19 protein-coding genes and 2 other RNA genes are annotated in these 25,872 nt (G+C 40.7%); 19 read left to right on the top strand and 2 right to left on the bottom strand.

The features are described from left to right. Window positions 1-136 precede the first annotated feature (136 nt). From M3191_RS15670 to M3191_RS15620, 11 genes are all read left to right on the top strand, one after another. Window positions 137-1,321 carry a phosphoglycerate kinase gene (locus M3191_RS15670; protein WP_285853418.1) on the top strand — a complete coding sequence of 395 codons (1,185 nt, stop codon included), beginning with the start codon at window positions 137-139 and terminating at the stop codon, window positions 1,319-1,321. 13 nt (window positions 1,322-1,334) lie between these two features. Then, window positions 1,335-2,096, top strand: coding sequence for a triose-phosphate isomerase (gene tpiA / locus M3191_RS15665; protein ID WP_251701305.1), 762 nt, complete (start codon window positions 1,335-1,337; stop codon window positions 2,094-2,096). Next, the gene (gpmI, locus tag M3191_RS15660) at window positions 2,089-3,615 is read left to right on the top strand and encodes a 2,3-bisphosphoglycerate-independent phosphoglycerate mutase (RefSeq protein WP_251701304.1); all 1,527 of its coding nucleotides are present in this window, start codon (window positions 2,089-2,091) and stop codon (window positions 3,613-3,615) included. Before tpiA ends, gpmI begins: the two co-directional genes overlap by 8 nt. Window positions 3,616-3,633: 18 nt before the next feature. After that, a complete protein-coding gene (gene eno, locus M3191_RS15655; protein WP_251701303.1) occupies window positions 3,634-4,929 on the top strand; it encodes a phosphopyruvate hydratase in 1,296 nt (431 codons plus the stop codon). A 513-nt stretch (window positions 4,930-5,442) separates the two neighbouring features. Continuing rightward, the gene (gene secG, locus M3191_RS15650; protein ID WP_251696892.1) at window positions 5,443-5,670 is read left to right on the top strand and encodes a preprotein translocase subunit SecG; all 228 of its coding nucleotides are present in this window, start codon (window positions 5,443-5,445) and stop codon (window positions 5,668-5,670) included. 152 nt (window positions 5,671-5,822) lie between these two features. Continuing rightward, window positions 5,823-6,569, top strand: a complete 747-nt coding sequence (locus tag M3191_RS15645; protein ID WP_251701302.1) for an alpha/beta hydrolase — start codon at window positions 5,823-5,825, stop codon at window positions 6,567-6,569. A gap of 88 nt (window positions 6,570-6,657) precedes the next feature. Beyond that, a complete protein-coding gene (rnr, locus tag M3191_RS15640) occupies window positions 6,658-8,946 on the top strand; it encodes a ribonuclease R (protein WP_251701326.1) in 2,289 nt (762 codons plus the stop codon). 184 nt (window positions 8,947-9,130) lie between these two features. Further along, window positions 9,131-9,598 carry an SsrA-binding protein SmpB gene (gene smpB / locus M3191_RS15635; protein ID WP_251701301.1) on the top strand — a complete coding sequence of 156 codons (468 nt, stop codon included), beginning with the start codon at window positions 9,131-9,133 and terminating at the stop codon, window positions 9,596-9,598. A 102-nt stretch (window positions 9,599-9,700) separates the two neighbouring features. Then, window positions 9,701-10,064, top strand: a transfer-messenger RNA (tmRNA) gene (gene ssrA, locus M3191_RS15630). A gap of 322 nt (window positions 10,065-10,386) precedes the next feature. Beyond that, window positions 10,387-11,703, top strand: coding sequence for a GerMN domain-containing protein (locus M3191_RS15625; RefSeq protein WP_251701300.1), 1,317 nt, complete (start codon window positions 10,387-10,389; stop codon window positions 11,701-11,703). A gap of 368 nt (window positions 11,704-12,071) precedes the next feature. Continuing rightward, complete coding sequence (locus M3191_RS15620) at window positions 12,072-12,224, top strand: hypothetical protein (RefSeq protein ID WP_251696883.1); 153 nt, start codon at window positions 12,072-12,074, stop codon at window positions 12,222-12,224. Window positions 12,225-12,348: 124 nt separating this feature from the next. On the opposite strand, the gene M3191_RS15615 is transcribed toward M3191_RS15620, so the two are convergent. Beyond that, window positions 12,349-13,218 carry a polysaccharide deacetylase family protein gene (locus tag M3191_RS15615; RefSeq protein ID WP_251701299.1) on the bottom strand — a complete coding sequence of 290 codons (870 nt, stop codon included), beginning with the start codon at window positions 13,216-13,218 and terminating at the stop codon, window positions 12,349-12,351. A 116-nt stretch (window positions 13,219-13,334) separates the two neighbouring features. Between M3191_RS15615 and ssrA (M3191_RS15610) the strand changes: the two genes are divergently transcribed. From ssrA (M3191_RS15610) to M3191_RS15595, 4 genes are all read left to right on the top strand, one after another. Beyond that, window positions 13,335-13,695: a transfer-messenger RNA gene (ssrA, locus tag M3191_RS15610) on the top strand. A gap of 474 nt (window positions 13,696-14,169) precedes the next feature. Then, entirely contained in the window at window positions 14,170-16,755 is a 2,586-nt protein-coding gene (locus tag M3191_RS15605) for a KAP family P-loop NTPase fold protein (protein WP_251701298.1), read from the top strand. Between the two features lie 859 nt (window positions 16,756-17,614). Next, complete coding sequence (locus M3191_RS15600) at window positions 17,615-18,349, top strand: zeta toxin family protein (protein ID WP_251701297.1); 735 nt, start codon at window positions 17,615-17,617, stop codon at window positions 18,347-18,349. 95 nt (window positions 18,350-18,444) lie between these two features. Then, complete coding sequence (locus M3191_RS15595; protein ID WP_251701296.1) at window positions 18,445-18,624, top strand: hypothetical protein; 180 nt, start codon at window positions 18,445-18,447, stop codon at window positions 18,622-18,624. A 428-nt stretch (window positions 18,625-19,052) separates the two neighbouring features. Here M3191_RS15595 and M3191_RS15590 read toward each other — a convergent pair whose 3' ends face one another. Next, a complete protein-coding gene (locus M3191_RS15590; protein ID WP_251701295.1) occupies window positions 19,053-19,337 on the bottom strand; it encodes a helix-turn-helix domain-containing protein in 285 nt (94 codons plus the stop codon). A gap of 230 nt (window positions 19,338-19,567) precedes the next feature. On the opposite strand from M3191_RS15590, the gene M3191_RS15585 reads away from it, so the two are divergent. The 4 genes from M3191_RS15585 (at window position 19,568) to M3191_RS15570 (ending at window position 25,704) form a co-directional block, all read left to right on the top strand. Further along, window positions 19,568-20,608, top strand: a complete 1,041-nt coding sequence (locus tag M3191_RS15585) for a threonine aldolase family protein (protein WP_251701294.1) — start codon at window positions 19,568-19,570, stop codon at window positions 20,606-20,608. A gap of 460 nt (window positions 20,609-21,068) precedes the next feature. Further along, window positions 21,069-22,220 (top strand): restriction endonuclease, encoded by a 1,152-nt coding sequence (locus M3191_RS15580; protein ID WP_251701293.1) that lies wholly within the window; start codon window positions 21,069-21,071, stop codon window positions 22,218-22,220. Window positions 22,221-22,416: 196 nt separating this feature from the next. Then, window positions 22,417-23,079 carry an HIRAN domain-containing protein gene (locus tag M3191_RS15575; RefSeq protein ID WP_251701292.1) on the top strand — a complete coding sequence of 221 codons (663 nt, stop codon included), beginning with the start codon at window positions 22,417-22,419 and terminating at the stop codon, window positions 23,077-23,079. A gap of 507 nt (window positions 23,080-23,586) precedes the next feature. After that, on the top strand, window positions 23,587-25,704 hold the full coding sequence (locus M3191_RS15570) for a transglycosylase domain-containing protein (protein ID WP_251701291.1): 2,118 nt from the start codon (window positions 23,587-23,589) through the stop codon (window positions 25,702-25,704). The last annotated feature ends 168 nt before the right edge of the window (window positions 25,705-25,872 follow it).

Here is a 25,872-nt window from a genome sequence, read left to right as displayed (position 1 = left end):
TTGTCTAAAACATAGCCATTCTTATGGCGACCCATTATAATAGATAGATGGGTAGGAGGAACGGAGAGACCCGTTCCTTTTTTTTATATTCCCCGCCGTTTCTGGCGCTCAATTTTCTTAGAGGGGTGCGGTTTACATGATAGCCAAACAAACGATCAAAGATATTGAACTGAACGGGAAGCGCGTATTTTGCCGTGTCGATTTCAATGTGCCGATGGAAAACGGTGAAGTTACGGATGATACAAGAATCCGTGCTGCTGTTCCGACAATTGAATTCATGGCGGAAAAAGGCGCAAAGGTCATTCTCGCCAGCCATCTTGGAAGGCCAAAAGGTGAAGTGAACGAAGACATGCGCCTCACAGCGGCCGGGGCAAGATTATCGGAGCTCCTTGGGAAAAACGTGAAGAAGCTTGATGCTTCCATCGGGGAAGAAGTGGAACAAGCGGTTGCCGACATGAAGGCAGGCGACATCATTCTTCTGGAAAACGTCAGATTCCACGCTGGGGAAGAAAAGAATGATCCCGAGCTCGCGAAAAATTTCGCGGACCTGGCAGATGTGTTCGTCAACGATGCATTCGGTGCGGCGCATCGTGCACACGCTTCCACAGCGGGCATCGCTGAGTTCATTCCAGCTGTAAGCGGATTCCTTCTAGAAAAGGAATTGGAAGTCCTCGGGAAAGCGTTGTCAAATCCGGAGCGGCCGTTCACAGCGATTATCGGCGGCGCGAAAGTGAAGGACAAGATCGGTGTCATTGATAATCTGTTGGATAATGTGGATCATTTATTGATCGGTGGCGGCCTTTCCTATACGTTCACGCGAGCGCAAGGGTATGAAACAGGCAATTCGTTAGTCGAAGAAGATAAAATCGAGCTAGCGAAATCATTTATTCAAAAAGCAAAGGAAAAGAACGTCAAACTCCATTTACCGATCGATGCGGTAGTGGCGGATGCGTTTTCCGAAAGTGCGAATGTGAAAACAGTCAAGATCGACGAAATCCCGGAAGGTTGGATGGGACTTGATATCGGTCCTGAAACAGCTGAACTGTATGCGGATGTCATCAGGAATTCCAAGCTCATCCTTTGGAATGGACCGATGGGAGTTTTCGAAATGGAACCGTTCGCTGCGGGCACGAAGAAAGTAGCATTAGCGATGGCTGAAACGGAAGCATACACAGTGATCGGCGGTGGGGATTCCGCTGCAGCTGTCGAAAAGTTCGACGTTGCGGATAAAATGGATCATGTGTCAACAGGTGGTGGCGCGTCATTGGAATTCATGGAAGGAAAAGAATTACCTGGCGTGACTGCGCTGAATGATAAGTGACGGAGGAATAAAAATGCGAAAACGAATCATTGCAGGAAACTGGAAAATGTATAAGACGCTGGGAGAAGCGAAAAACTTTGTGGCAGAAGTGAAAGATCGCTTGCCGGAAACGGACAAGGTCGATGCAGTCATTTGTCCACCTTCCCTTTATTTGTCCACGCTCGTGGAATTGACGGAAGGCACTCCATTGAAAATTGGTGCCCAAACGATGCATGATGTCGATGAAGGAGCGTTTACAGGTGAAGTAAGTCCGAAAATGCTGGCCGATTTGAACGTGCCATACGTCATCCTCGGTCATTCCGAACGACGCCAATATTTCAATGAAACGGACGAAGCTGTGAATCGTAAAGTGGTGGCAGCGTTTTCAAAAGGCTTGACGCCAATTGTCTGTGTCGGAGAAAGCTTGGAGGAACGTGAAGCTGGGAAGACAGTCGAAACGGTTGCAGTCCAAGTGAAAAAAGCGTTTGAAGGTGTTAATGCTAAGCAGGCTCAGGAAGCGATCATCGCCTACGAGCCGATCTGGGCAATCGGAACAGGCAAAACTGCTACTGCTGAAGATGCGAATGAAGTATGCGGCGAGATCCGTGCTGAAATCGGCAAGCTATATGATGACGAAACAGCAGCAGCTATTCGCATCCAATACGGCGGCAGCGTGAAACCTGGCAATATTGGCGAGTTGCTATCGATGGAACATATCGATGGCGCACTTGTCGGGGGAGCGAGCCTTGAACCGGAATCATTCCTTGAAATGATCGGAGTTGCGGCGAATGACTAAAGGGCCTATCGCATTGATCATCCTGGATGGCTTCGGGCTGCGGGATGAACGGTTCGGCAATGCTGTGGCACAAGCGAGCACGCCGAACTTCGATATTCTATGGAATGAATACCCTCATTCGACGCTAACTGCTTGCGGGGAAGCTGTCGGGCTTCCAGAAGGGCAGATGGGGAATTCGGAAGTCGGCCACCTCAATATCGGTGCAGGCCGGATTGTCTATCAGAGCCTGACAAGAATCAATAAATCCATCAAAGACGGGGACTTCATGACGAATCCGGCGTTGCTAGGGGCAATTGAACACGTTAAACAGGAAGATTCCTCACTTCATTTGATGGGGCTGCTATCGGACGGCGGTGTACATAGCCATTATGAGCATTTATTCGCCCTCCTTCGCCTCGCAAAAATGAATGGAATCAAGAAAGTTTATCTCCATGCATTCCTCGATGGACGGGACGTCGGTCCACAGACGGCACCGGGTTACATCGAGCAGACCGAAAAGGTGATGGAAGGACTTGAAGTCGGTAAAATCGCCTCGGTTTCCGGCCGTTTTTACGCAATGGACCGTGATAAAAGATGGGACCGAGTGGAGCGCGCATACGAGGCGATTGTCAACGGTAAAGGTGAAACGTTTACGAATGCCGGACAAGGCATCCTGTCTTCCTATGAGAAAGGCATCCATGATGAATTCGTGGAGCCGTTCATCATCGCGAAGGAAGGAAAGCCGGTTGCTACGGTGAAAGACGGCGACGCGGTCGTGTTCTTCAATTTCCGTCCCGATCGCGCGATTCAATTATCGAGGGCGTTCACGGATCCGAGGTTTGACGGTTTCCATACCGGATCCGAGGCGTTCGAGAATTTGAAGTTCGTGACATTCACACAATATAGTGATGAAGTCCAATCTGACGTCGTTTTTACATCTCAGAACCTAGAGAACACGCTAGGCGAAGTGCTGTCGAACAACGGACTTCGGCAGCTGCGGATTGCCGAAACCGAGAAATATCCGCATGTAACGTTCTTCATGAGTGGCGGTAAGGAAGATGAGTTCGAAGGCGAGAAGAGGATCCTCATTGCAAGTCCGAAAGTCGCAACCTATGACTTGAAGCCGGAAATGAGTGCGGTTGAAGTGACGGAAGCTTTATTGAAAGAGATTGAAGCAGAAACGCAAGACGCCATCATCCTTAATTTCGCAAACCCCGACATGGTCGGACATAGCGGAATGCTCGAGCCGACGGTCAAAGCGATTGAAACGGTCGATGCGTGCCTTGGAAGGATCATTGACACCCTTCTACTGAAAGGCGGTACAGCGATCGTTACAGCGGATCACGGGAATTCCGACGAGGTCGTGACGCTGGAAGGGAAGCCAATGACTGCGCATACGACAAATCCCGTACCGGTCATCATTACAAAACCAGATATCGAATTGCGGAAAGGCGGCATTCTGTCGGATCTTGCACCGACGATGTTGAAGCTTCTAGAAATCGAACGACCGGAAGAAATGTCCGGAACACCATTATTCTAAATTAAGGGAGAGATTGAAATGCCAATCATTACTCATATCCAAGCTAGAGAAGTTCTTGATTCACGCGGTAACCCGACTGTTGAAGTTGAAGTGTTTACAGAAAGTGGAGCGTTCGGCCGGGCCATCGTTCCTTCAGGCGCTTCCACAGGTGAATACGAGGCGGTTGAGCTGCGCGACGGCGACGCATCCCGTTATCTAGGAAAAGGTGTTTTGAAAGCGGTCGATCATGTCAATGAAATTATTGCGGATGAAATCGAGGAAAATTATTCTGTACTTGATCAAGTCGTTATCGATAATGCGCTTATTGAACTGGATGGCACGCAGAACAAAGGCAAGCTTGGCGCGAACGCGATCCTCGGCGTTTCAATGGCGGTTGCACACGCTGCAGCGGATTACTTGGACCTCCCGCTTTACCAATACCTCGGAGGCGTTAACGCGAAAGAGCTGCCTGTTCCGATGATGAACATTTTGAATGGCGGCGAGCATGCAGACAACAACGTCGATATCCAGGAATTCATGGTCATGCCGGTAGGTGCGGAATCGTTCCGACATGGTCTTCGCATGGGAACTGAAATTTTCCATAGCTTGAAAGACGTTTTGAAATCGAAGGGCCTCAACACGGCGGTCGGTGATGAAGGCGGATTCGCTCCGAACCTAGCATCAAACGAAGAAGCGCTATCCACAATCATGGAAGCGATCAAAAAAGCAGGCTATGAACCGGGAGAAGAAGTATTGCTCGCAATGGATGTTGCGGCTTCTGAGTTTTACGACAGTGAAACGAAACAGTACCGTTTAGCGGGAGAAGGAATTACAAAGACATCCGAAGAGATGGTCGCTTGGTATGAAGAGCTTTGCTCGAAATATCCAATTGTTTCAATCGAAGACGGCCTTGACGAAAACGACTGGGCTGGCCACAAACTGTTGACGGAACGCCTTGGCTTGAAAGTCCAATTGGTCGGGGACGATCTGTTCGTTACGAATACCGAGAAATTGGAGCGCGGCATTGAAGAAGGCGTCGGCAACTCGATCCTTATCAAAGTGAACCAGATCGGCACATTGACGGAAACGTTCGATGCGATCGAAATGGCGAAACGTGCGGGCTATACAGCAGTCATCTCCCACCGTTCCGGAGAATCCGAAGACACGACAATCGCAGACATCGCTGTTGCGACAAACGCAGGTCAAATCAAGACAGGTGCACCTTCGCGCACGGACCGCGTTGCGAAATACAACCAATTGCTCCGCATCGAGGACCAATTGGATGAAACAGCTGTCTACCGTGGAACAAAAACGTTCTATAATTTGAAAAAATGACACGAACAACCAGCCGGCTTTCGTCGGCTGGTTGTTTTTGAGCGCGGGATTGGAATGTTAAGCGTGGCACCGGGGGCGCGGAACTGGAATGTTGGGCGCGGAACTGGAATGTTGAGCTCGGCACCGGAATGTTGAGCGCGGACCTGGAATGTTGAGCGCGGACCTGGAATGTTGAGCGCGGACCTGGAATGTTGAGCGCGGACCTGGAACGTTGAGCGCGGACCTGGAATGTTGAGCGCGGCACTGGAATGTTGAGCGCGGAACTGGAATGTTGAGCGCGTAACTGGAATGTTGAGCGCGTAACTGGAATGTTGAGCGCGGACCTGGAATGTTGAGCGCGGAATCTGGAATGTTGAGCGCGGCACCGGAATGTTGAGCGCGGAATCGAAATCATGAGCGCGGCACCCGGATCCATGAGCGCAAAACTGCATTATTCTCGAAATTTGTTGTAACAGTGAAAAATGTTTGATAGAATATAAATGTTGTGATGCTCTATGCAGGAGGTGGAACAAAGTGCATGCTTTGTTAATGACGTTGCTATTAATCGTATCATTGGCGTTGATCGTTGTTGTATTATTACAATCCGGAAAAAGTGCAGGTCTGTCTGGAGCCATCTCCGGTGGTGCCGAACAACTTTTTGGGAAACAGAAAGCACGTGGGCTAGACTTAGTGCTTCAAAGAGTGACAATTGTACTTTCAATTTTATTTTTCATTTTGGCAATCGCCATCGTGAAAATTTAATCGGAACTATATAATCGCATAATTGATAAACGCCTGGCCACCCGTATGGTCGGGCGTTTTTTTCACAATGAAAAAGGGAAAGATAGGATACATAAGGATTTTTTATTTAGATCTACATCATTTTTAGCAATGGTAGAGAAAGGGTGACGGATATGAGAATTGCGCAACCGAAGCCATTCTTCTTCCAAAATGGCAAACGGGCAGTATTACTATTGCACGGCTTCACAGGAACATCAGCTGACGTACGGATGCTTGGCCGTTTCCTAGAGAAGAAAGGCTACACATCACTGGCGCCGCACTATAAAGGACACGGCGTCCCGCCTGAACAATTGATCGAAACAGGACCGGACGAATGGTGGGAAGACGTCATTTCAGGTTACAATCAATTGAAGGAAGCAGGCTACGAAGAAATCGCAGTCGGCGGATTATCTCTAGGCGGTGTATTTTCATTGAAATTAGGGGTTAAAATGCCTGTGAAGGGTATTGTAACAATGTGCTCGCCGATGATAATGAAAACACCGGAAAAATTATATGAAGGCGTATTGAAGTATGCTTCGGATTATAAAAGATATGAAGGAAAAACGGCAACTGAAATCGAAGAAGAAGTCGATGCACTACGCGGTAAAACGATGCCGTCGCTTGCCGACTTAAGAACGCTTGTCGACGATGTCCGGATGGAGCTGCCTAACATCGAATCGCCGCTCCTCGTCATCCAATCACGAAACGACGGAGTGATCGATCCGGATTCCGCAAATGTCATTTACGACAATGCCGCGTCTGATAAAAAGCAGATCGAGTGGTTTGAAAAATCTGGACATGTCATCACACTCGGTCCGGAAAAAGAACAGCTTCACGAAGATGTATATCAATTTCTTGAATCACTCGACTGGAACGTGTGAAAATGGAATCAGTTGACGATAGTTATGAATGGAGGGATAGTAATTGGATTTTATTGATGAGGAATTAAAATCAAGACTATTGAATTTCATGAAAGAGGAATCGTATAAACCAATGACGGTTCAGGAAATCCAAGAGGTATTAGAGATTCAAGGGGCAGCTGAGTTCAAGGAACTCGTAAAAATGCTCGTCCAGCTTGAACAAACAGGTGAAATTGTACGCTCCCGCACAAACCGTTACGGCGTTCCGGAGCGCATGAACTTAGTAAGAGGTAAATTCATCGGACACGCGAAAGGGTTCGGTTTCGTCACGCCGGAGACGGATGGAATGGACGACATCTTCATTCCGCCGCCGGAAGTGAATGGGGCGATGAACGGAGATATTGTACTTGTCCGAGTTTCGAAAGGCGATTACGGCGACCGTCGCGAAGGATCGATCATTCGAATCGCTGAACGGAAAACGACGAAGGTTGTCGGGACCTATCAGGATAACCGTGGCTTCGGCTTTGTCATCCCGGATGATAAGAAGCTGCCGATGGATATTTTCATCGGAAAAGGGAATTCACTAGACGCTGTCGATGGACATAAAGTCGTCGTGGAAATTACGGAGTGGCCGAGCGAGTTGAAATCGGCAACCGGTATGGTCGTCCAAATCCTTGGACATAAAAATGATCCTGGTGTCGATATTTTGTCGATCATCCATAAGCACGGCATCGAAGTCGAGTTCGCTCCTGAAGTGATGGAGCAAGCGAACAAGACGCCTGACGAAGTGCAGGAAAAGGATCTGTTCAAACGCCGCGATCTACGAGAGGATCTCGTTATTACAATTGACGGAGCCGATGCGAAGGACTTGGATGATGCCATTTCCCTCGTGAAAAATGAAGACGGGACATACACATTATCCGTCCATATCGCCGATGTCAGCTATTATGTTGAAGAGAACACACCGCTCGATGACGAAGCGTACGACCGGGCGACGAGCGTCTATTTGACGGACCGAGTCATTCCGATGCTTCCGCATAAGCTATCGAACGGCATCTGTTCCTTGAATCCTCACGTTGATCGCCTGACGATGTCATGCCAGATGACAATCGACCGGAACGGAAAAGTGATCCACCATGAAATATTTGAAAGTGTCATCCAATCGAAGGAACGGATGACGTATACGGACGTCTATAAGATCATCGGGGAAAAAGATGAAGAGCTCATGAAGAAATATGAGCATATCGTTCCGATGCTGAATAATATGGCGGACCTTGCATCCATCTTGAGGCAAAAACGGATCGACCGAGGCGCCATCGACTTCGACTTCAAGGAGTCAAAAGTGATTGTTGATGAACAAGGTTGGCCGACGGATATCGTGATTAGGGAACGTACTGCAGCGGAACGCCTCATCGAGGAATTCATGCTTGCTGCGAACGAAACGGTTGCCGAACATTTCCACTGGATGCAAGTGCCGTTCCTCTATCGAATCCACGAAGACCCGAAGGCGGAAAAGCTCCAACGTTTCTTTGAATTTCTGACTAACTTCGGAATCGTCGTCAAAGGGTCGGGGAATAAAGTGCATCCTCGCGCGTTGCAGGAAATTGTCGAGTCAATTGAAGGCATGCCGGAAGAGACAGTCATTTCAACAATGCTCCTTCGCTCGATGCAACAGGCGAAGTATTTCGAGGAAAGCCTCGGCCACTTCGGATTGTCAGCTGATTTCTATACGCATTTCACGTCCCCTATCAGACGTTATCCGGACTTGATCGTTCATAGATTGATCCGCACGTATTTGATTAACAAGGATGTATCATCCGAGACGATTGCGCATTGGAACGCTAACATGTCTGAGATCGCTCAGCACACGTCCGAGCGTGAACGACGGGCAGTCGATGCAGAACGCGATACGGACGCGCTGAAGAAGGCACAGTACATGCTCGATAAGATCGGTGAAGAGTTCGATGGTGTCATTTCATCGGTGACAAACTTCGGCATGTTCGTCGAACTGGAAAACACCGTAGAAGGACTCGTCCACGTCAGCTATATGACAGACGATTACTATCGCTTCGACGACCGTCAAATGATGATGATCGGCGAGCATACTGGCAAGCAGTTCAGAATCGGCGATGAAGTGACGATCAAAGTCGTTTCCGTGAAACCTGAGGAATCGGCAATCGACTTCGAAATATCAGGGATGAAGCAATCATTCCACCGGGCACGTAAAGAATCGCCGAAAGTCATCCATGCGAAGAAACCATCAAGTGGCGGCGGGCGTCGGGGAGATTCCGATAAGCCTAAAGGCGACAAGAAAAAAGGCGCACCAAGCCAAAAGAAGAAGTTTTACGAAGGTGTAGCGAAAAAGAAGAAGAAACAAGCTCCGAGAAAGAGAAAATAAACGTGGCGGCATTCGTTCAGGCGAATGCCGCGGCAAGTGGATTCACATCTAGCTCCGGACGCCAGAGGCTCGGGGTCATAAGTCAAAGCTGTTCTGTGGCAAAAGTCGCCACTCCACATCTTCGCCTTATGCCTGTCGCCTCTAAGCAGGCGTCCTGCGCTTTCGAAATAGGGGGTTATAGAGTATGGCGAAAGGTCAAGGGAAAGTACTGGCCATCAATAAAAAAGCAAATCATGATTTTGCGATTGAAGAAACGATTGAAGCAGGGATTGTGCTGCAAGGAACTGAAATCAAGTCGATCCGTAATGGCAAAGTGCAATTGCGCGATGCTTTTGTTTTGATCCGTAACAATGAAGCATGGATTTCCAACATGCATATCAGTCCGTACGAACAGGGAAATCAATTCAACCACGACCCATTGCGTTCGCGCAAGCTGCTGCTCCATAAGAAACAGATTGCAACGCTGCTCGGGCAGACAAAGCAGGAAGGCTTCGCAATCGTTCCGCTGAAGATGTACTTAAAAGACGGCTTCGCGAAAGTCTTGATCGGCATCGGTAAAGGGAAGAAGCTTTACGATAAACGTGAGGACCTGAAGAAGAAGGAAGCGAAACGCGAAGTGGAGCGTGCCTTCAAAGCGAAACAGCAGTATTGATTTTTACGTCAAAATGTAGTATGATACTAGTAGTGATATAGTTCAGAAGCCTTTCAACAGGCATTCCTGACATCCCTTAAAGGTATAACAACCTTTACTAACGGGGACGTTACGGATTCGACAGGGGTGGTCTGGGCTTGAGCTGCGCGTCGGAGGGATCGTCTCCGTCAGAAACGACAGTTAATAATAACTGGCAAAACAAACAACAACCTAGCATTCGCAGCTTAATAAGCTGATGAATCTGCCTAGCAGTTCCATCGCCCATGTGGCATTGTTAGGCTCACTTATTAGTGGGATACGGTAACGGTCGCCTCCTGAGGCCGTTGCAAGAGATTATCAGGATAGCGCTCAAGACGCCTTGATTGACGGCATAATGCAGTGCGAATCGCAAGTAGTCAATCTACACGCGTAGACGCTGAAGTAGCAGAGCCTTTGGACGTGGGTTCGACTCCCACCGTCTCCATAGTTTAATTTCATGGAGTTTCATTGAACGCCATAAACCTTGTATTATCAAGGTTTGTGGCGTTTTTTCATGTTATACATTTTCATTGGATTTCAACGAAATATAGTCAAAATATAGTCAAAGAGCAAATTTAGTCCGATAGATAGTTATTGAACTTTCCTATTCTTATATAGCTTAATGACTATTCGAATGGGAACAAGCTAAGACTTGATCGCAATATTGTTATTATTTTGAAACCTATAGTAACTAATTCCGTCTATACTCTTAACATGAAAAGAAGGGGTTGTATTATGAAGCCACATATAGACAAAGGAGGGATACATAAGTGAAACGTTCTGATTTGGACGATCGATTAAAAATGTTAAATAATATAAATTTAACAGAACATGAAGCCTCTGAATCATATAAAAAAATACTTTCCAAAGTTAATAAAGCGAAGAAACGAAAAAACGATGGAGCCTTTTTTAGAGGCCCTATAAACGCAATTGCTACAATAATCGTTCTTTTAGCTGGTGGCTGGTTTTTAAATGACCTTTTGAATAGCTCTAGTAACCAACCAGGAGATCAGATACCATCTTTAGTAGAAGATGAAGATAATTCAATAGTGGATGAAAAAACTAAAGCTTGTGTAGATAGCAATGTTGAACTCTCTTCTATTTCAAGATCAATATTAGTTTATTTTTATTTTGAATGTCTTGAATCTGAAGAACATCCATACCCTTTCAAAGCAGTTTTACGAGAAGTTAACAGTGGGGAAAGAGTGGAAAGCCGTATTGAATATGCAGTGAAGCAATTAATAAAAGGTCCGACTAAAGAAGAAATTGCAGACGGATTCAACTCGATATTTAATGAGGAAACTGCTGATTTAAAACATTTAATACACAGTATCGAATTACAAGATTCCGGTCATCTCATAGTAGATTTCGTCGATTTCTCTAAGGTCTTTCCAAATGGAAATTCCTCAGCAGCTTCCTTTTTAATGCTGGAAACGTTAAACAAAACAGTTTCTCAGTTTGTAGAGGTTGAAACTATAGAATATCGTTTTGATGGCAGCTGTGAAGAATTTTATGGATGGATTCAGCGAGCATGCACGACTCATGAAGCGGATGATTATCGAACGGACTTAGAAGAGAGCACTACTAAAGAATTATTACTGGAAAAGTCAGAAGTTGTATTTAATCAGTTAATGGCGAAGGAATGGGAGGAATTAGCAAATAATATTAATTTAGAACGAGGACTTGTCTATTCTCCATTTTCTAATGTTGGGGACAGTGATGATTTACATTTTACTAAAGAAGAAGTTCGAGGTTTTGCAGAGGATAAAAAACTATATAGTTGGTCTTGGGATCAAAGTTCGGCTGAATTTATTGCAACACCAAATGATTTTGTAGAAAACCTACTCAAAACAAGGTATAACTACGTCTATGAATATGATGAAATTACGTATAATGACTCTGATATTGGAACAATGCCAAATACGATTCATGATATTTATCCAAACGCAATCTATGTTGAGTACTTAGATGAACCTGATAGGGATTCCTTCGAATGGCATTACTATCAGGCTATAAGATTTGTTTATGAGGAAATCGAGGATGAATGGTATCTAATTGCAATAGTAAGAGGGGCATACAATCCTTAATTACAAAATTAAATTCTTCCAAACCGCGACCAGACAGCATTCCTGTGAGAAGGTAGTTCGACTTCCGCCGTCTTCATAGATAATATGGCTGATAATTATAGTCGTAACAATGATTTAAAAAGATAGGGGTATTAACGGAGCTGGACTCTTGGGCAATATCCCTAGTTTTAAGTTATAGGATGGATAAAATGATTATTAATAAAAGCTTTGCTCGCTCATCTAAAATGTACTAAGCACATTAGAATGAGGTTCTTACACCATCATTCTATACACTAATAAAGATAAAAGGTATACTTCATTAAATAAGGTACATTATATTTGTTGAATTGGCTCACTTAAAGATGAGAAAAGAAAAGTAGGTGAAAAAAGTGGGAAAATATCAATTGGATAACAAAGGTAAAGCGGCTGTGACAAAGTATCATGAAAAAAACAAGCCGGCCAAATTTGATAAAAAGCAACAACTGGCAAAGCTACGTGCGGAGTATTTGAAAAAAAAGCAAAAACAAACAGATAAAGAATAGGAATGAAAACATAGGAAGACTAAAATCTCCCTATGTTTTTTCTTATTCTAAGTTGTCCTGTTTAAATTTAATGTACTGCATATTGAATTGAGAAAAAAAGAATAAGAAATAGAAGGGAGACCTTCTATTTCTTTAAGGGAATATTCAACAATTCCGGAACTGTGACAAACTCGTACCCTTGCTCTTGCAGTGCCGGAATAATTTGTTGAAGCGATTTGATTGTATTGGTCCGATCTCCACCCGATTCTGCTCCATCGTGCATGAGAATAATCGCGCCTGGATGAATAATGTCTAACACATTTGAAGCAATAACTTCCGGCGGGTCTTCCTGCCAATCCAACGAATCAACCGACCAGCCAATCACGAAATAGTTCATGTCGCGTAGCTTTTCGACTAATTCATTGTATAAGAAGCCATACGGTGGTCTAAATAATTTTGTCCGGTACCCAATAATCTCGTTAAGAGCGTCCTCCGTTTTAGTTACTTCCTGCTCTAGGGTATCGAGGTCGGATTCTTCGACAAGGTTAGGATGGGCGTAGGTATGGTTTCCGATTACATGACCCTCGTTTTGCATCCGCTTGACAATTTCGGGATTAGCAACGGCTCTTGAACCTAACACGAAGAATGTTGCTGGTACATTGTACTGTTTCAATACATCTAATACATCATTTGAAAAACGCGGGTCAGGACCATCATCAAAAGTTAATGCAACTCGTTTTTCATCGGTAGGGCCTTGCAAGAAAAAGATATCTGGATACCGCTGTTGTAAAATTCGTAGGTCAACGGGCTGCTGACGTTCCCTCCCGGAATTTTCAGATCCTCCGTCAAGGTCAGGCAAGTCTTCTTCCGGATCCTCTTGTATGACCGCTTTCGACAATTGTCGCGATACATTTATCAAGGGTTCCTCATTCGCATGAACAGTTAAGAGATCTGTAATATGAAAACTAAATAAAACCCCCGTAACCAACAACCACTTGAATAGTAGATCTTTCATCCGTTCATCTCCTTTTTGTATTCCTTCGTGTTGATATCAAAGGCTAATTATTATCACCATTGTTATTTTTTACGAAAGCGGGTTAATTATTCAAAAAGAAGTGAACGTGGCTAAACGGGGACGTTACGGATTCGACAGGGGTGGTCTGGGCTTGAGCTGCGCGTCGGAGGGCTCGACTCCGTCAGCAACGGTAGTTAATAATAACTGGCAAAACAAACAACAACCTAGCATTCGTAGCGTAAGCTGATGAATCTGCCTAGCAGTTCCATCGCCCATGTGGCATTGTTAGGCTCACCTATTAGTGGGATACGGTAACGGTCGCCTCCTGAGGCCGTTGCAAGAGATTATCAGGATAGCGCTCAAGACGCCTTGATTGACGGCATAATGCAGCGCGAATCGCAAGTAGTCAATCTACACGCGTAGAGGCTGAAGTAGCAGAGCCTTTGGACTCGGGTTTGACTCCCGCCGTCTCCATAAGTTTTATGGAAAACAGCACAGAAAGAAGCACGGACTCTCCGTTGGAGAGATACTGCTTCTTTTTATTTTTATCTATTGTGTCTATTAATTAAATCAATAAAGAATTTACGAAGGACTGTAAAAACTCTGTAGTTCCTTCATTAACCTTTCCACTCTCATCAAACAATTGTGGGGAATTTGCTAAGTATGTTTTCGGTTGCTCCACAACTGCATATTTAGAAATTCAAGTCTTTGCGTAAATGATGGTTTGCGCCAAACCCACTTAAATTCCCAACAGACTCTACCTAGGAAGCGAACGCTTTAACTTATTTACTTTTAGATTGTAATGATTAGTTTACAATTTGACACCGAGCCTCCATGGGTTGTTCGTATATTCCGGTGACAAATGATACATCGGTTGAACACTAATGAACCTTTAGGTATGCTTATTATGAAAGGTGTTGGTCTATTAACTCATATACTAGGAGGATAAATTTGAAAAACTATATTAATTCCTTTAGGCAGTATTATAGTCTTGTGCAAATCTTTAAATATACGTTATTTGTAACTACTGGTTTTACGATTATAGACCTACTGAATCTCCCCTCAAAATACTTCTTTATGTTTGATATTAGAACTACTTTAATTATTTTTATTGCTTTAAGCTTATTTCTGTTACTATTAGCAATTGAATTACATTTGGTTGATGCACTTAAGATTATCTCAATAAATATTATTGATGCATTAGCCTTAACACTTCTACTCTCCTTAACGACGTACACCGGAATTTTAGCTTACTACTCAATTTTAGAAGTATACAAAATCTGTATTATAATATTTGCAACGGTACTATTATTTATATATTTAGCCGCTAGAATATATAATTTAAATAAATTCACAAAAAAAACCATTGAATATCAATCGAATATAATTGACTTAAAAAGAATTTATGATGGTGATTTTTCAATACAAGGGAAGCCAATATTAGTCGATGAAAATGATGTTCAATATGATTTGTTAAGTAGGGGCAGCACCATAAATATTCTCTATAACACCATTCAAAATTCTAATCCTGAAAAAGGCTTTGTTATAAGTTTAGAGGGGAATTGGGGAAGTGGGAAAACAACAATAATTAATAATGTGAAAAATAAACTAATAGATAATAATGAAGATATTATTATTATTGATGAACTTGATCCTTGGTCATATTCCAATCAAGAGGCGCTTTTTTATAGTATGTTTGACTATATTATACAAAAATCCGGGCTTAAGATTAGTACATCGACGACCAAGCAAATGGCCCAATCGTTCTATGTTGGCATTTTCGGGAGTCAGAAAACCTCTTTATTCAAAAATCTGTTTGTAAGTACTGATACTATTGACTCTTTAAAAAACAGAATTAATGATTATCTAAGGTTATCGGGGAAAAAGGTCATTTTTTTTATAGATAATATTGATAGAGCTGAAAGCCAAAATATAATTCTCTTATTTAAACTTATAGGAAATGTATTTGACTTTGAAAGAGTTATTTATGTTCTTTCTTTTGATAATAATCGTGTGCAAAGGATATTAGTTGACAACCATAACATTGACTATCAGTATCTAAAGAAAGTAATACAAATGCAGGTTCGAGTTCCAGAAATAGATAAATCAGTATTAAATGACTTAGTCACAAGATGTATGAATAATATACTTATTTCATACGGAGAAAAAGAAAAAGAACTAACCCACTATAAGTCATTAAGTAATTTTGTTTCAAATCACATTTCTGATATTAGAGACTTTAAGAGATTCATTAATTCTGTCTTGAGCCTTCCATTCAACAACCTAAACAGATTAAATAAAAAAGACCTACTTTCTATCGAATATATTCGTCTAAACAATTTAAATCTGTATGAGAGCATTTATAAAAACAGGAAATTTTTCATATCCCATGATAAAATGTCTGATACTGAAATCTTTGCGACATCATTTGATAAACTTACATTAAATAATACAGGGAAAGAATTTTTTGATGAATTATTTAAGGATAACTGTAACTCGGAATACATCGATTTATTGAAGGATATCTTTCCTTATGTAAAAAAATACTCAGCAGGCCAAAATCTCGAAAATGATAGTAACTTCATTGTTTCTGATTCCAGTTATCCTGAAATAGCAAAGAGTAAAAGTATATGTAGTGCCAAATACTTTAATTTATACTTCACACAAAGTTCTAATGATTATTTAGAGATAGGTAATTTAATCGATATATTTGTTGATCAAATTAATTCACAAGAAGAATTGAACAGCAAAGTTATTTTGTTTAAAGAACTATTGGAATCAGTTCATTATTCTTACCATCAAGAACTAATGGAACGACTACAGTTATATGTAGAGAATTTTAATGAACAGACTCTTTATGATTTAACAATATTACTGTTCAATAACTTGGAAAATGTCAATGATTCTATGAGTTTTATGTCTCTAAACGCTAAAAGTAGGTTGGAAATAATCATTTGGGAATTACTCCAAAGAATTACTGAAGGTGACTATAATACTTTCCTTGAAACTATTAGAACAAGTTATAATAAACTGCAGTACATAAATAGTATCCTTTACTGGTTTGAAAGTGATAAAGAAGGTAAATGTATTGCTGGTAGAGAAGACAAACTATTAGAAGTATATAAAAGTATGGGTGAAAATATAATTAATCAATCATTAAATTTGTATAATGACGCTATTTATTCCCCTAAGAATATTTGGGGATTATACAGTTTATATAAAGAGGATGAGCCTGTATTAAAGCAATACTTCAAAAGGATAATTAACGAAGAAAATATATTTAGATTTCTTTACGATATTACCAACACATCTATGGGATCTACCATTAAATACTCTATTTCAAAGAAAAATATCAATCACTTCACAACTGTTGATGTTATTGATGAAATTCTAAAAAACGCCGAGGTTAAAACCAAGGATCAAGAATTTATTCTGGAAGTTTATAATAACTTTAAAGACGATATTAGAGATGACTGGGGCGAAACTGGAGTATTTACTCAAAATCTTTTAAATTCAAATCGCAAGCCCAAATTATAATTAACATGCGAACATTACAAGTATGCATTGTCAGAGTGTAGACAAAAGGATATTGGACAAGAGTAGAACTCCTGTTCAATATCCTTTTTCTAATACAACTGGATAAACAGATAACCTGAACTCATCAATAAGATCTAACTCAATTAAGGTTGTACTAATGCTTGTTATTGTAAATCTAAAACAATATATTCGTTGTATAGTGGAAGAGATTTCCACTTTCTACAAGTTGTGTTTCATCTTCGTCAGAAAATAATTCACCAACACTTACCGAAGAAGGAATAAAACTGCAAAGTAAAGCCCATCAATTTGCAATGTTAACTGACCAAGAATTACATCAATTGATTGCAATACTGAAGAAAATCGAAATGGGTAACATGAATAACCTTATGCAATGGGGAAGGTGTATCCTAGTGACATTTTGGTGAAATACTAACGGCAAAACAAACAACAACCTAGCATTTCGCAGCGTAAGCTGATGAATCTGCCTAGCAGTTCAAACTCCAATGTGGCTTTGTTAGGCTCACCTATTAATGTGATAGAGTAAGGTCTCCTCCTGAGGCAGTTGTAAGAGATTATCAGGATAGCGCTCAAGAGGCCTTCATTAACGGAAACATGCCCGCAAATCGCAAGTAGTCAATTGTTGCTGAACTAATGAGTTTATAAATCCCGCGAAATAACAAATATAAATCATAGGAATTATCTCCAAGTACTGTATAATGATAATATTCAATAAAGTTCTGCTAGAAATACTAAAAAATAACTCAAAATGCCCTGTTATTGAATTTTAGACCTATGAGTTTATTTTCTATAAGATTAGATTTTGTGCAGAAATTATCCTAAGGGGGTATTTATATAAATTATGAATTATATACCGACAGCTGCCATCTATCAAATCAATTCTGAATATGTTGAAGAAAGAAAAGAATTACATAAACTCATAATATTAAAAAAAACCGATACTAGTATTTCCAAAATACCCTCGTCTGCTGTATTAACTGCGGGAGGTTCAGGTTCAGGAAAATCATTTTTTGTGGAAAAATTATTCTTATCATCTACAGAGGAAGATTATGTTTTAATAGACTCTGATAATATTAAAGAAGAATTACCTGAATATGTTGCTGCAATTGAAGATGAGAATTTAGATGCAGCCGATATTGTCCATGAGGAAAGTGGATTTATTGCTAAAACATTATTAGAGTACTGTATATCCAGAAATTACTCTTTTATTTATGATGGTACTATGTCGAATTTTGATAAATACAATACAATAATTGAACATCTGAAAACAGCAAAATTTAATATTAGTGCTTTATACGTGGATATAGACTTGGAAGTAGCTTTAAGAAGAGCGTTTACTCGTGCGAAGTCTACAGGACGAGCAGTTCCTGAAGACATTATTAGAAAAACAAACATAATGTCTGCTAAAACATTCCATAGACTAGTCCCTCAGTTTGATGAAGCAATTATGTTTAATAACTCTAAGAATTTTTCTTCTAATATCGATATCGATCCTTTTGCATTAAAGGAAATAAACAAGTTAAAAGCTTATAATTTTGAAGAATACAGATTATTTATGGAAAAAGTTGAATCATAAAATGAGTTAAGTGATTTAATTTTGAAAAACATGTATTTTTTTTCACATTAGGGGTATATAATGGATAGAAGGTTTAAAACATAGGGGGAGATTATATGGTAAGCATATTTGGTAATATGATTAATAACCTCAAAGATGAGCAATTCATAAAATGTGTTGCTGAGAGTATGCCTAGTGAACCTGAGATAACTCCCGAATTCACAAAAAAATATAATGAATATCAACAAAAGAACCAAGGAAATAAAAAAAAAATTAGTAAGTATCAATTTGTTTAAACAGATTAATGATAGAAAATTCCGTGGGTATTAACTTGCAATAGCTAATATAATAGGAAGTATTGGTATTTCTAGTTTGTGTATGAGCTTTCTATTTTCAGGCATATGCTTTATTTCCAAAATATGATAAACAATTAATTCAAGGTACCGGTTTCCAATACAATTTCGAATTGTACTGGAAACCGGTACCTTTTTATATCTGTCATTGGTTAGAAACTTTAGAGAAGATGTGGAGAGACTTACTATAGTAAGACTAAAGGTCAGTGTAATATTGATGTTTATATGGCAAGAAGAATAAATTCTGTTCTTGACAATGGTGAAGGGGAAAGTTTCCTTGATCTCTTGATTAAATATGCACCAAAGCTAAAACAGAGATGGATCATATGTTTGAACAACTAATCAATGTATTAGATAGAACAAAGGATCCATTATGTATACAGTCGGATGTAATGGAATTTCTCGATGATGCCTAAGTTGACGAGTTTGCGGATTGCACGTAGTACTGTCACATTGGATTTCCCGATCGCTTCTTCGATTGTTCCGTGTTTCAAATGGGCAGTCCCATATTTCACTGAATATCGACGGATGACGTCGAGAAATAGACGATCAGATTTTGTCATCTCATCCCAGTTGCTCATAGTATGCTGTTCAGCTCCAGCGTCCATTTCTTCGATCGTGTTAAATCGTGAGTATTCTTTCAAGTAGTGTGTCATTTACATATCCCCCTTCACCCTCTATATAGAGGGGAGGGGTCAAAAAGGATACTCTACATATCGGAAAAAATAATACAGTTCCAAATACCTGTGACTATCTTGGTTAAAATAATTTGCATGATGGAGTCAGGCTTTGATTAGATGATAGATATACTTAATTTTATTTTCAGAAGAAGATATATTTTAAAATAGGTTTTAACGAAATTACTGCAAGGGTGGTTGGATTATAAATGATACGTTTTGAAAGTGATTATGCAGAAGGTGCTCATACACAAATTCTGAAACGACTACTGGAAACCAATGAAGAACAGACGCCTGGATATGGCATGGATGAATATTGTGAACGGGCCAGGGGTTATATTAGAGAAGCGTGTGATGTAGAGAATGCAGATGTACACTTCTTAGTTGGAGGAACACAAGCAAATACTACGATTATCTCTTCCATATTGCGCCCACATCAAGGAGCAGTTTCTGCAATTACGGGTCATATTGCAGGACATGAAACGGGAGCAATTGAATCCACTGGACATAAAGTACTTACTTTGCCGAGTGATGATGGAAAAATTAATGCAAAACAAGTAAAAGAACTATACAATGCTCACTGGAATGACGCCACTCATGAGCATATGGTTCAGCCGGGTTTGGTTTACATTTCTCACCCTTCCGAGAATGGGACGACTTACAGTAAATCCGAATTGGAGGAATTGAGCAAGGTTTGCCGAGAATGTGGTTTGCCATTATTTATGGACGGAGCTCGATTAGGGTATGGTCTCGCTTCAAAAGACAACGATCTATCTTTAGGGGATATCGCAAGACTTTGCGATGTGTTCTATATCGGCGGAACGAAAATAGGAGCTTTGTTTGGAGAAGCTGTTGTCATCACAAAAGATGACCTTAAAAAAGACTTTCGGTATATGATAAAACAAAATGGCGGGATGCTAGCTAAGGGGCGCTTATTAGGAATCCAGTTTGAAACTTTGTTTGAAGATGGCTTATACGATGAGATTTCTAAGCATGCGGTAGACTTGGCGATGATGATTCGAGAAGCGTTTGTTGAAAAAGGATTTTCATTAAGATATGATTCCAAGACAAATCAACAGTTTCCCATTTTACCGAATAATGTGTTGAGTGAATTGGGCAGGAAGTATTCTTTTTCTTTTTGGGAAAAAGTTGATGATACGCAAAGTGTTGTGAGATTTTGTACGAGTTGGGCAACAAAAAAGGCCCATGTTGAAAAACTGATTGAGGATATTAAGAAGTTAAATCGTTAATATGGAACTGCATTATTAAAAAGTTGGAGATTAGTTCAGATTAGATCTGTCTAAGACTCCAACTTTTTTATTTATCGCGTGTCTATTGATTTATTCAACAAACGCATCTACGAGGAGTGTAAAAACTTTGCTGAGAAAGGGGGGGACATGTTGACATACGAAGCAATGAATTATGATGTTCCAGTTTGGGATGTACCTCGTAAATGGCAACAACAGCCAACGAGGATTGATTGATGGAGCTGGCACAGGGCCGTGCCGAGGTCGAAGAAAGGAAATGTAAGCAATGAGATTGTAACTATAGATTTCTAATCCCATACATAAACTATATCTAATTATCTACTTAAATCACAATAATTGGAGAAAAGTGTTAAACTTATGAGAGAGATCACGATATAGAATTTTCCGGGGAGTCTGAATTTTTAAGCGATATAGGATTATTGAGGAAAATGGGAGGATTATTATGACGAAAAATAATCTACATTCTAAGACGAAAATGTCTAAGATGTTGGGGTGGTCAGAAGGTGGCGGAAGAAGATGGGTAAAGGAATTTGAGGAGTATATTCCCACTGTACTACATAATAACAAAGTTATGTATAATGACGAATCGGTTAGAATTCTGAAGTTCTTGAGAGATATGAATAAGTCCGGCTTAACGATGTCTGAAATTAAAAAATGGGTTGGGAAAAATGGGATTCCCGAAAACGATGGAGAGTCCGAAAGAGTTATAGCTAAAAATGAATCGCAAATTGTGAGCCATGAATATAATCAAGAAATTGCTGCAACTATTCCAACAGTTAAAGACCTTTTAATTCCATACCTCAATGTGTTAAAAGATGGCGGTGCTTATACAGCAAACGAACTTACTCAAAAGATTGTAACAATATATAAGCTGTCAGAACGCCAACAAATTATGAAGTATGAAAGTAATACAGATGCAATTTTTTTATCTAGAATACGAGGTGTAAGGTATAGTTTGAAAAAGGAAGGCTATATCAGCGAGATAAGCAAATTTACGTATCAAATAACTTCAGACGGATTGGCACTATTAGATGATAGTGTCGTAGAAATTGCGAATGAAGTTGATGAAATGGAAAAGTTAATAGATCCTCTAACAGTAATTAAAGATAATATAGACGATTTACATGAGCAGCTAGCAAAAGATTTATTAAAGACTTTATCTAATCTAGATTGGAAAAAGTTTGAGGATATCGTTGTTGATCTACTAACACAGATGGGTTATGGAGATGGGGAGGTAACACAAAGATCTAATGACGAGGGATTAGACGGAATCATCAAAGAGGACAAGCTAGGATTAGAGAACATTTATATACAAGCTAAAAGGTACGGGATTGGAAATTCTGTTGGAAGAGAAGCTGTTCAAAGTTTTTCAGGTGCGCTAGACGCGAAAGGTGCAAGAAAAGGCGTTTTTATAACGACATCACATTTTACTGATAAAGCTAAAGCTTATGCAGACAGACTTGAGACGAAGAGAATAATTTTAATCGATGGTAAAGAGCTTGCGAATTTAATGATAACTTATAATGTTGGTGTGAATAAAAAAATTTCTTTTGTAATTAAAGAAGTGGATTTTGACTATTTCAAAATAGAATAACTTTGAATAACTGTAAATATTTATTCTAGTAGTCGAGAAATAGCTTGACATGAAGGATTGTTCTTAATACTTAAACTCGCGTAATGGATCTATGTCAATATCCTAGTTGAAGAGTAATATTTATTATCGAAGGATGTGGGGTGGATTTCTTTTTGGTACTAGCAATAATTAACAAAAGGGGTAGGGGGAGTATACCATGAGCAAGGTGAATCCGACATTCCGTGTCGCTGGGGTTACAAAAGAAAACGACCAAGGTAAGGATATACAAAATTTACTAAAGCGATTAGCTGGCGGTTACAAGAAAAACGAATATATCGAATCATGGAATGGCAATACGAAAAAGGAAATGCTTGAGTATGGTTATGAAGGTTTCGAGTTTGAGGATGAATCGATAAGCAACATTATCCGGCTGGAAAGGGAACCTGATAATCCACATGATCCAAATGCTATTAAGGTTTACATCAAAGACGTGAATGATGGCGAACATCACATCGGTTATATAAAGCGCGAAGAGACGGAAGAGGTAGTAGCTCTCACGCATGATAAAGACATCGTTGGCATAGACGTCGAATTCACAGGTGGGAAACGAAGAACAATTGAATACGACTCTGTAGAAGACAAAGAGTATTTCGAGGAAGATGAGGTAACACGAGGTTTAAAGTTGATTTTTAAATATAAACGAGTTACACAGCCAACCATACCTGCCAGCGAACCCACGAAGAAAGACATAGCGGCTACCAAAAAGAATTTAGGAGGAAGTTTAGAACATACAGGAAAAGCAATGAGCGGATGTGGCTGCCTATTGACTGTATTTATTACTATTCCGGTTATCCTAATCATTATATGGTTGCTACTATAAGTGAGGGTGTATTACCTCATATTAAATAAATCGGTCCCTGAAGACTATGATTAGCCTAATTATCGTAAGAAAGGGTATGGAAAACCAGTCTTAAGAAAACCAGGAAAACCGGCTTCAATCATTATAGTAAGATGATTGAGCCGGTTTTTTGCTAGTTTTATAATGTAGGTATTCAGCTAAAGCTACCGGGCGGAATTGGAAAGCAATCCCTTCCAGTTCAAAATGCCTTTTTCCAATAGTAAACGATTGCCCAGGAAGGTTTTTTAAAGTTGCAACGCTGCAAGATGATGCAGTTCGAAAACACTCATTATCAATATGTTCATGGAGCAGCTCAGACAGTAATGTTTGAGCCGTTTCGCTATTCCAAAATGCTGCATTCATTTCGAAGTTGCTGAAACCGAATAACGATGGAGGTGGCAAGACCCGGAACCTTGGTCATATTGAGTTTACCCTTCCCAACATGCTAAACTTAAATGCTCGAAAGGCAATATAGAAGGTGGAATTCAAATGAGAAGAACAGAACATAAGCAACAACAGAAACGATTGAGCAGAAAGAATAAATGGTCTACCATACAAAAACCTATCCGGATACTATTACTTATAATGCTACTTGTAGTCCTCTTTGGATTGGTCAAGGTGAATCAATTAATTGCATCCAGTGATGTGAGTAAACTAGAAGTACCTGAACCGAGACCGACGTTTATATACGATCAAAATGGAGAGATCGTCAGTAAGATTTCAAATTCTAACATTGAAGGAGTTCGTCTGGACCAAATACCAAAAGAGTTGATTGAAGCAGTCATCTCCGTGGAGGATCAGCAGTTTTATAAACATACTGGGGTTAATTTTTTTGGGATTGCACGGGCATTTACTCAAAATACGTTAACAGGTGAAGTTGTTGCTGGTGGGAGTACAATCACTCAACAGCTTTCGAAAAATGCGTTTTTGACGCAGGAACGTACGTATTCTCGTAAATTCAAAGAATTGTTTATCGCGATGAAAATTGAAAGAACGTATTCGAAAGATGACATACTGGAACGCTACCTGAATCAAATCTATTTTGGTGAAGGGGCATGGGGTGTACAACGAGCTGCGGAAGTCTATTTTGGGAAAGATGTAAGCGAATTAACGTTAAGCGAATCTGCTACATTAGCTGGATTGATTAAGGCACCTACTCATTTATCTCCTTATAAAAACTTGGAGAAGTCGATGGAACGACGAAACATTGTTTTATCGTTGATGAAAAGTGAAGGGTATATTAGTCAAGCGAAGTTCGATGAAGCAATCGGACAGGAAATAGCCTTAGCCGATTCTACAATGCCTAATTATAAAGGGAAGTACCCATATTATATTGACCATATTATTGACGAGGCTGTTAACAAGTTCGGACTAACGAAAAATGAAGTGCTATCTGGAGGATTACATATACAGACAGCGTTAAATCCTGTCATCCAAGATGCCCTTGAAGAAGTCTATGAGGATGAAAGTTACTTTCCAGAGAGTAAGCCCGATCAACTCATTCAAAGCGCTGCGGTCTTCTTGGATCCTAAAACGGGCGGCATTACCGCCTTGGTAGGGGGCAGAGGAGAATATACGTATGGACGCTTCAATAATGCGACCCAGCTCGTTAGACAGCCGGGATCGACCTTGAAACCACTAGTGTACACTGCAGCGCTCGAGCAAGGCTATCATATTTCGGATTTACTTGTTGATCAACCAATCAACATTAATGGCTATTCTCCCAAGAATTTTGATCATAGATTCAGAGGGCAAGTGACAATGTACGATGCGGTCGCTCAATCGTATAATATCCCTCCCGTCTGGCTCTTACATCAGATTGGAATTGAAAAAGGAGTGCGCGCCGTAGAACGGTTCGGAATTCCGTTGGATGAAAATGATCATAATCTTGGACTGGCATTAGGGGGCTTGCACAAAGGTACATCACCCCTGCGAATGGCTCAAGCCTTTTCTGCATTTGCTAATAATGGAGTCATGATGGAAGCCCATGCGATTGTAGAAATAAAAGATGCAGAAGGCGAAGTCATTGGGAAATGGCGTGAACAGTCTGTAGAAGTTACAGAAGCGGAAGTTGCCCAGCAAATTACCTATATGCTGAAAGGTGCTGTCGAAGAAGGTACAGCCCAGAAAGCTCAAATTTCAGGGATGGAAGTAGCCGGTAAAACCGGTACTACTCAGCTGCCATTCACGGGTGTGGATGGATCAAAGGATCATTGGTTCGTCGGCTATACACCAGACATCGTAGGTGCAGTTTGGTTAGGCTATGATAAAACGGATTCCGAACATTACTTAACATCGACTAGTAGTTTTACAGTGCCACCAATTTTCGGGGAAGTCCTATCTAGATCGATCAGTGAATTGCCTACGAAGAAATTTGATTTACCATTAATCGCGAAAAAGCAAAAAGAGCTAAAGGAACAGAAGGAAAAGTTGAGGGAGAAAGAACAGAAACGAGAAAAAGAGAAGAGGAAACAGGAGAAGGAAAAAGAGAAAGAACGGAAGAAAAGAGAGAAGAAGGATGAGAAGGAAAGAGAGAAAGAAAAGAAAAAGAGAGAGAAGAAAGAAGAGAAAGAAAAGAAGAAGCGAGAAAAAGAAAAAGATAAATAGAACTGTAAAAACAGCTGGGTGGAGAGGTGAACCTCTCTCACCCAGTTGTTTTTTATTTCGTCATGTACTATTGAAGCCTTTGAAGTTGGTTCGATTCTTGTTGGAAATTTTATTAACTTGACGAAAAAGCCAAAGGGGAGTACTATGTTTAGCTGTAGAAAAAGTTAC

This window comes from Sporosarcina luteola, from assembly GCF_023715535.1.
GTDB classification, from domain to species: Bacteria; Bacillota; Bacilli; order Bacillales_A; family Planococcaceae; genus Sporosarcina; species Sporosarcina luteola_B.
Note: the sequence above shows the minus strand (reverse complement) of the source record. Positions and strands in the feature narration are given on the sequence as shown.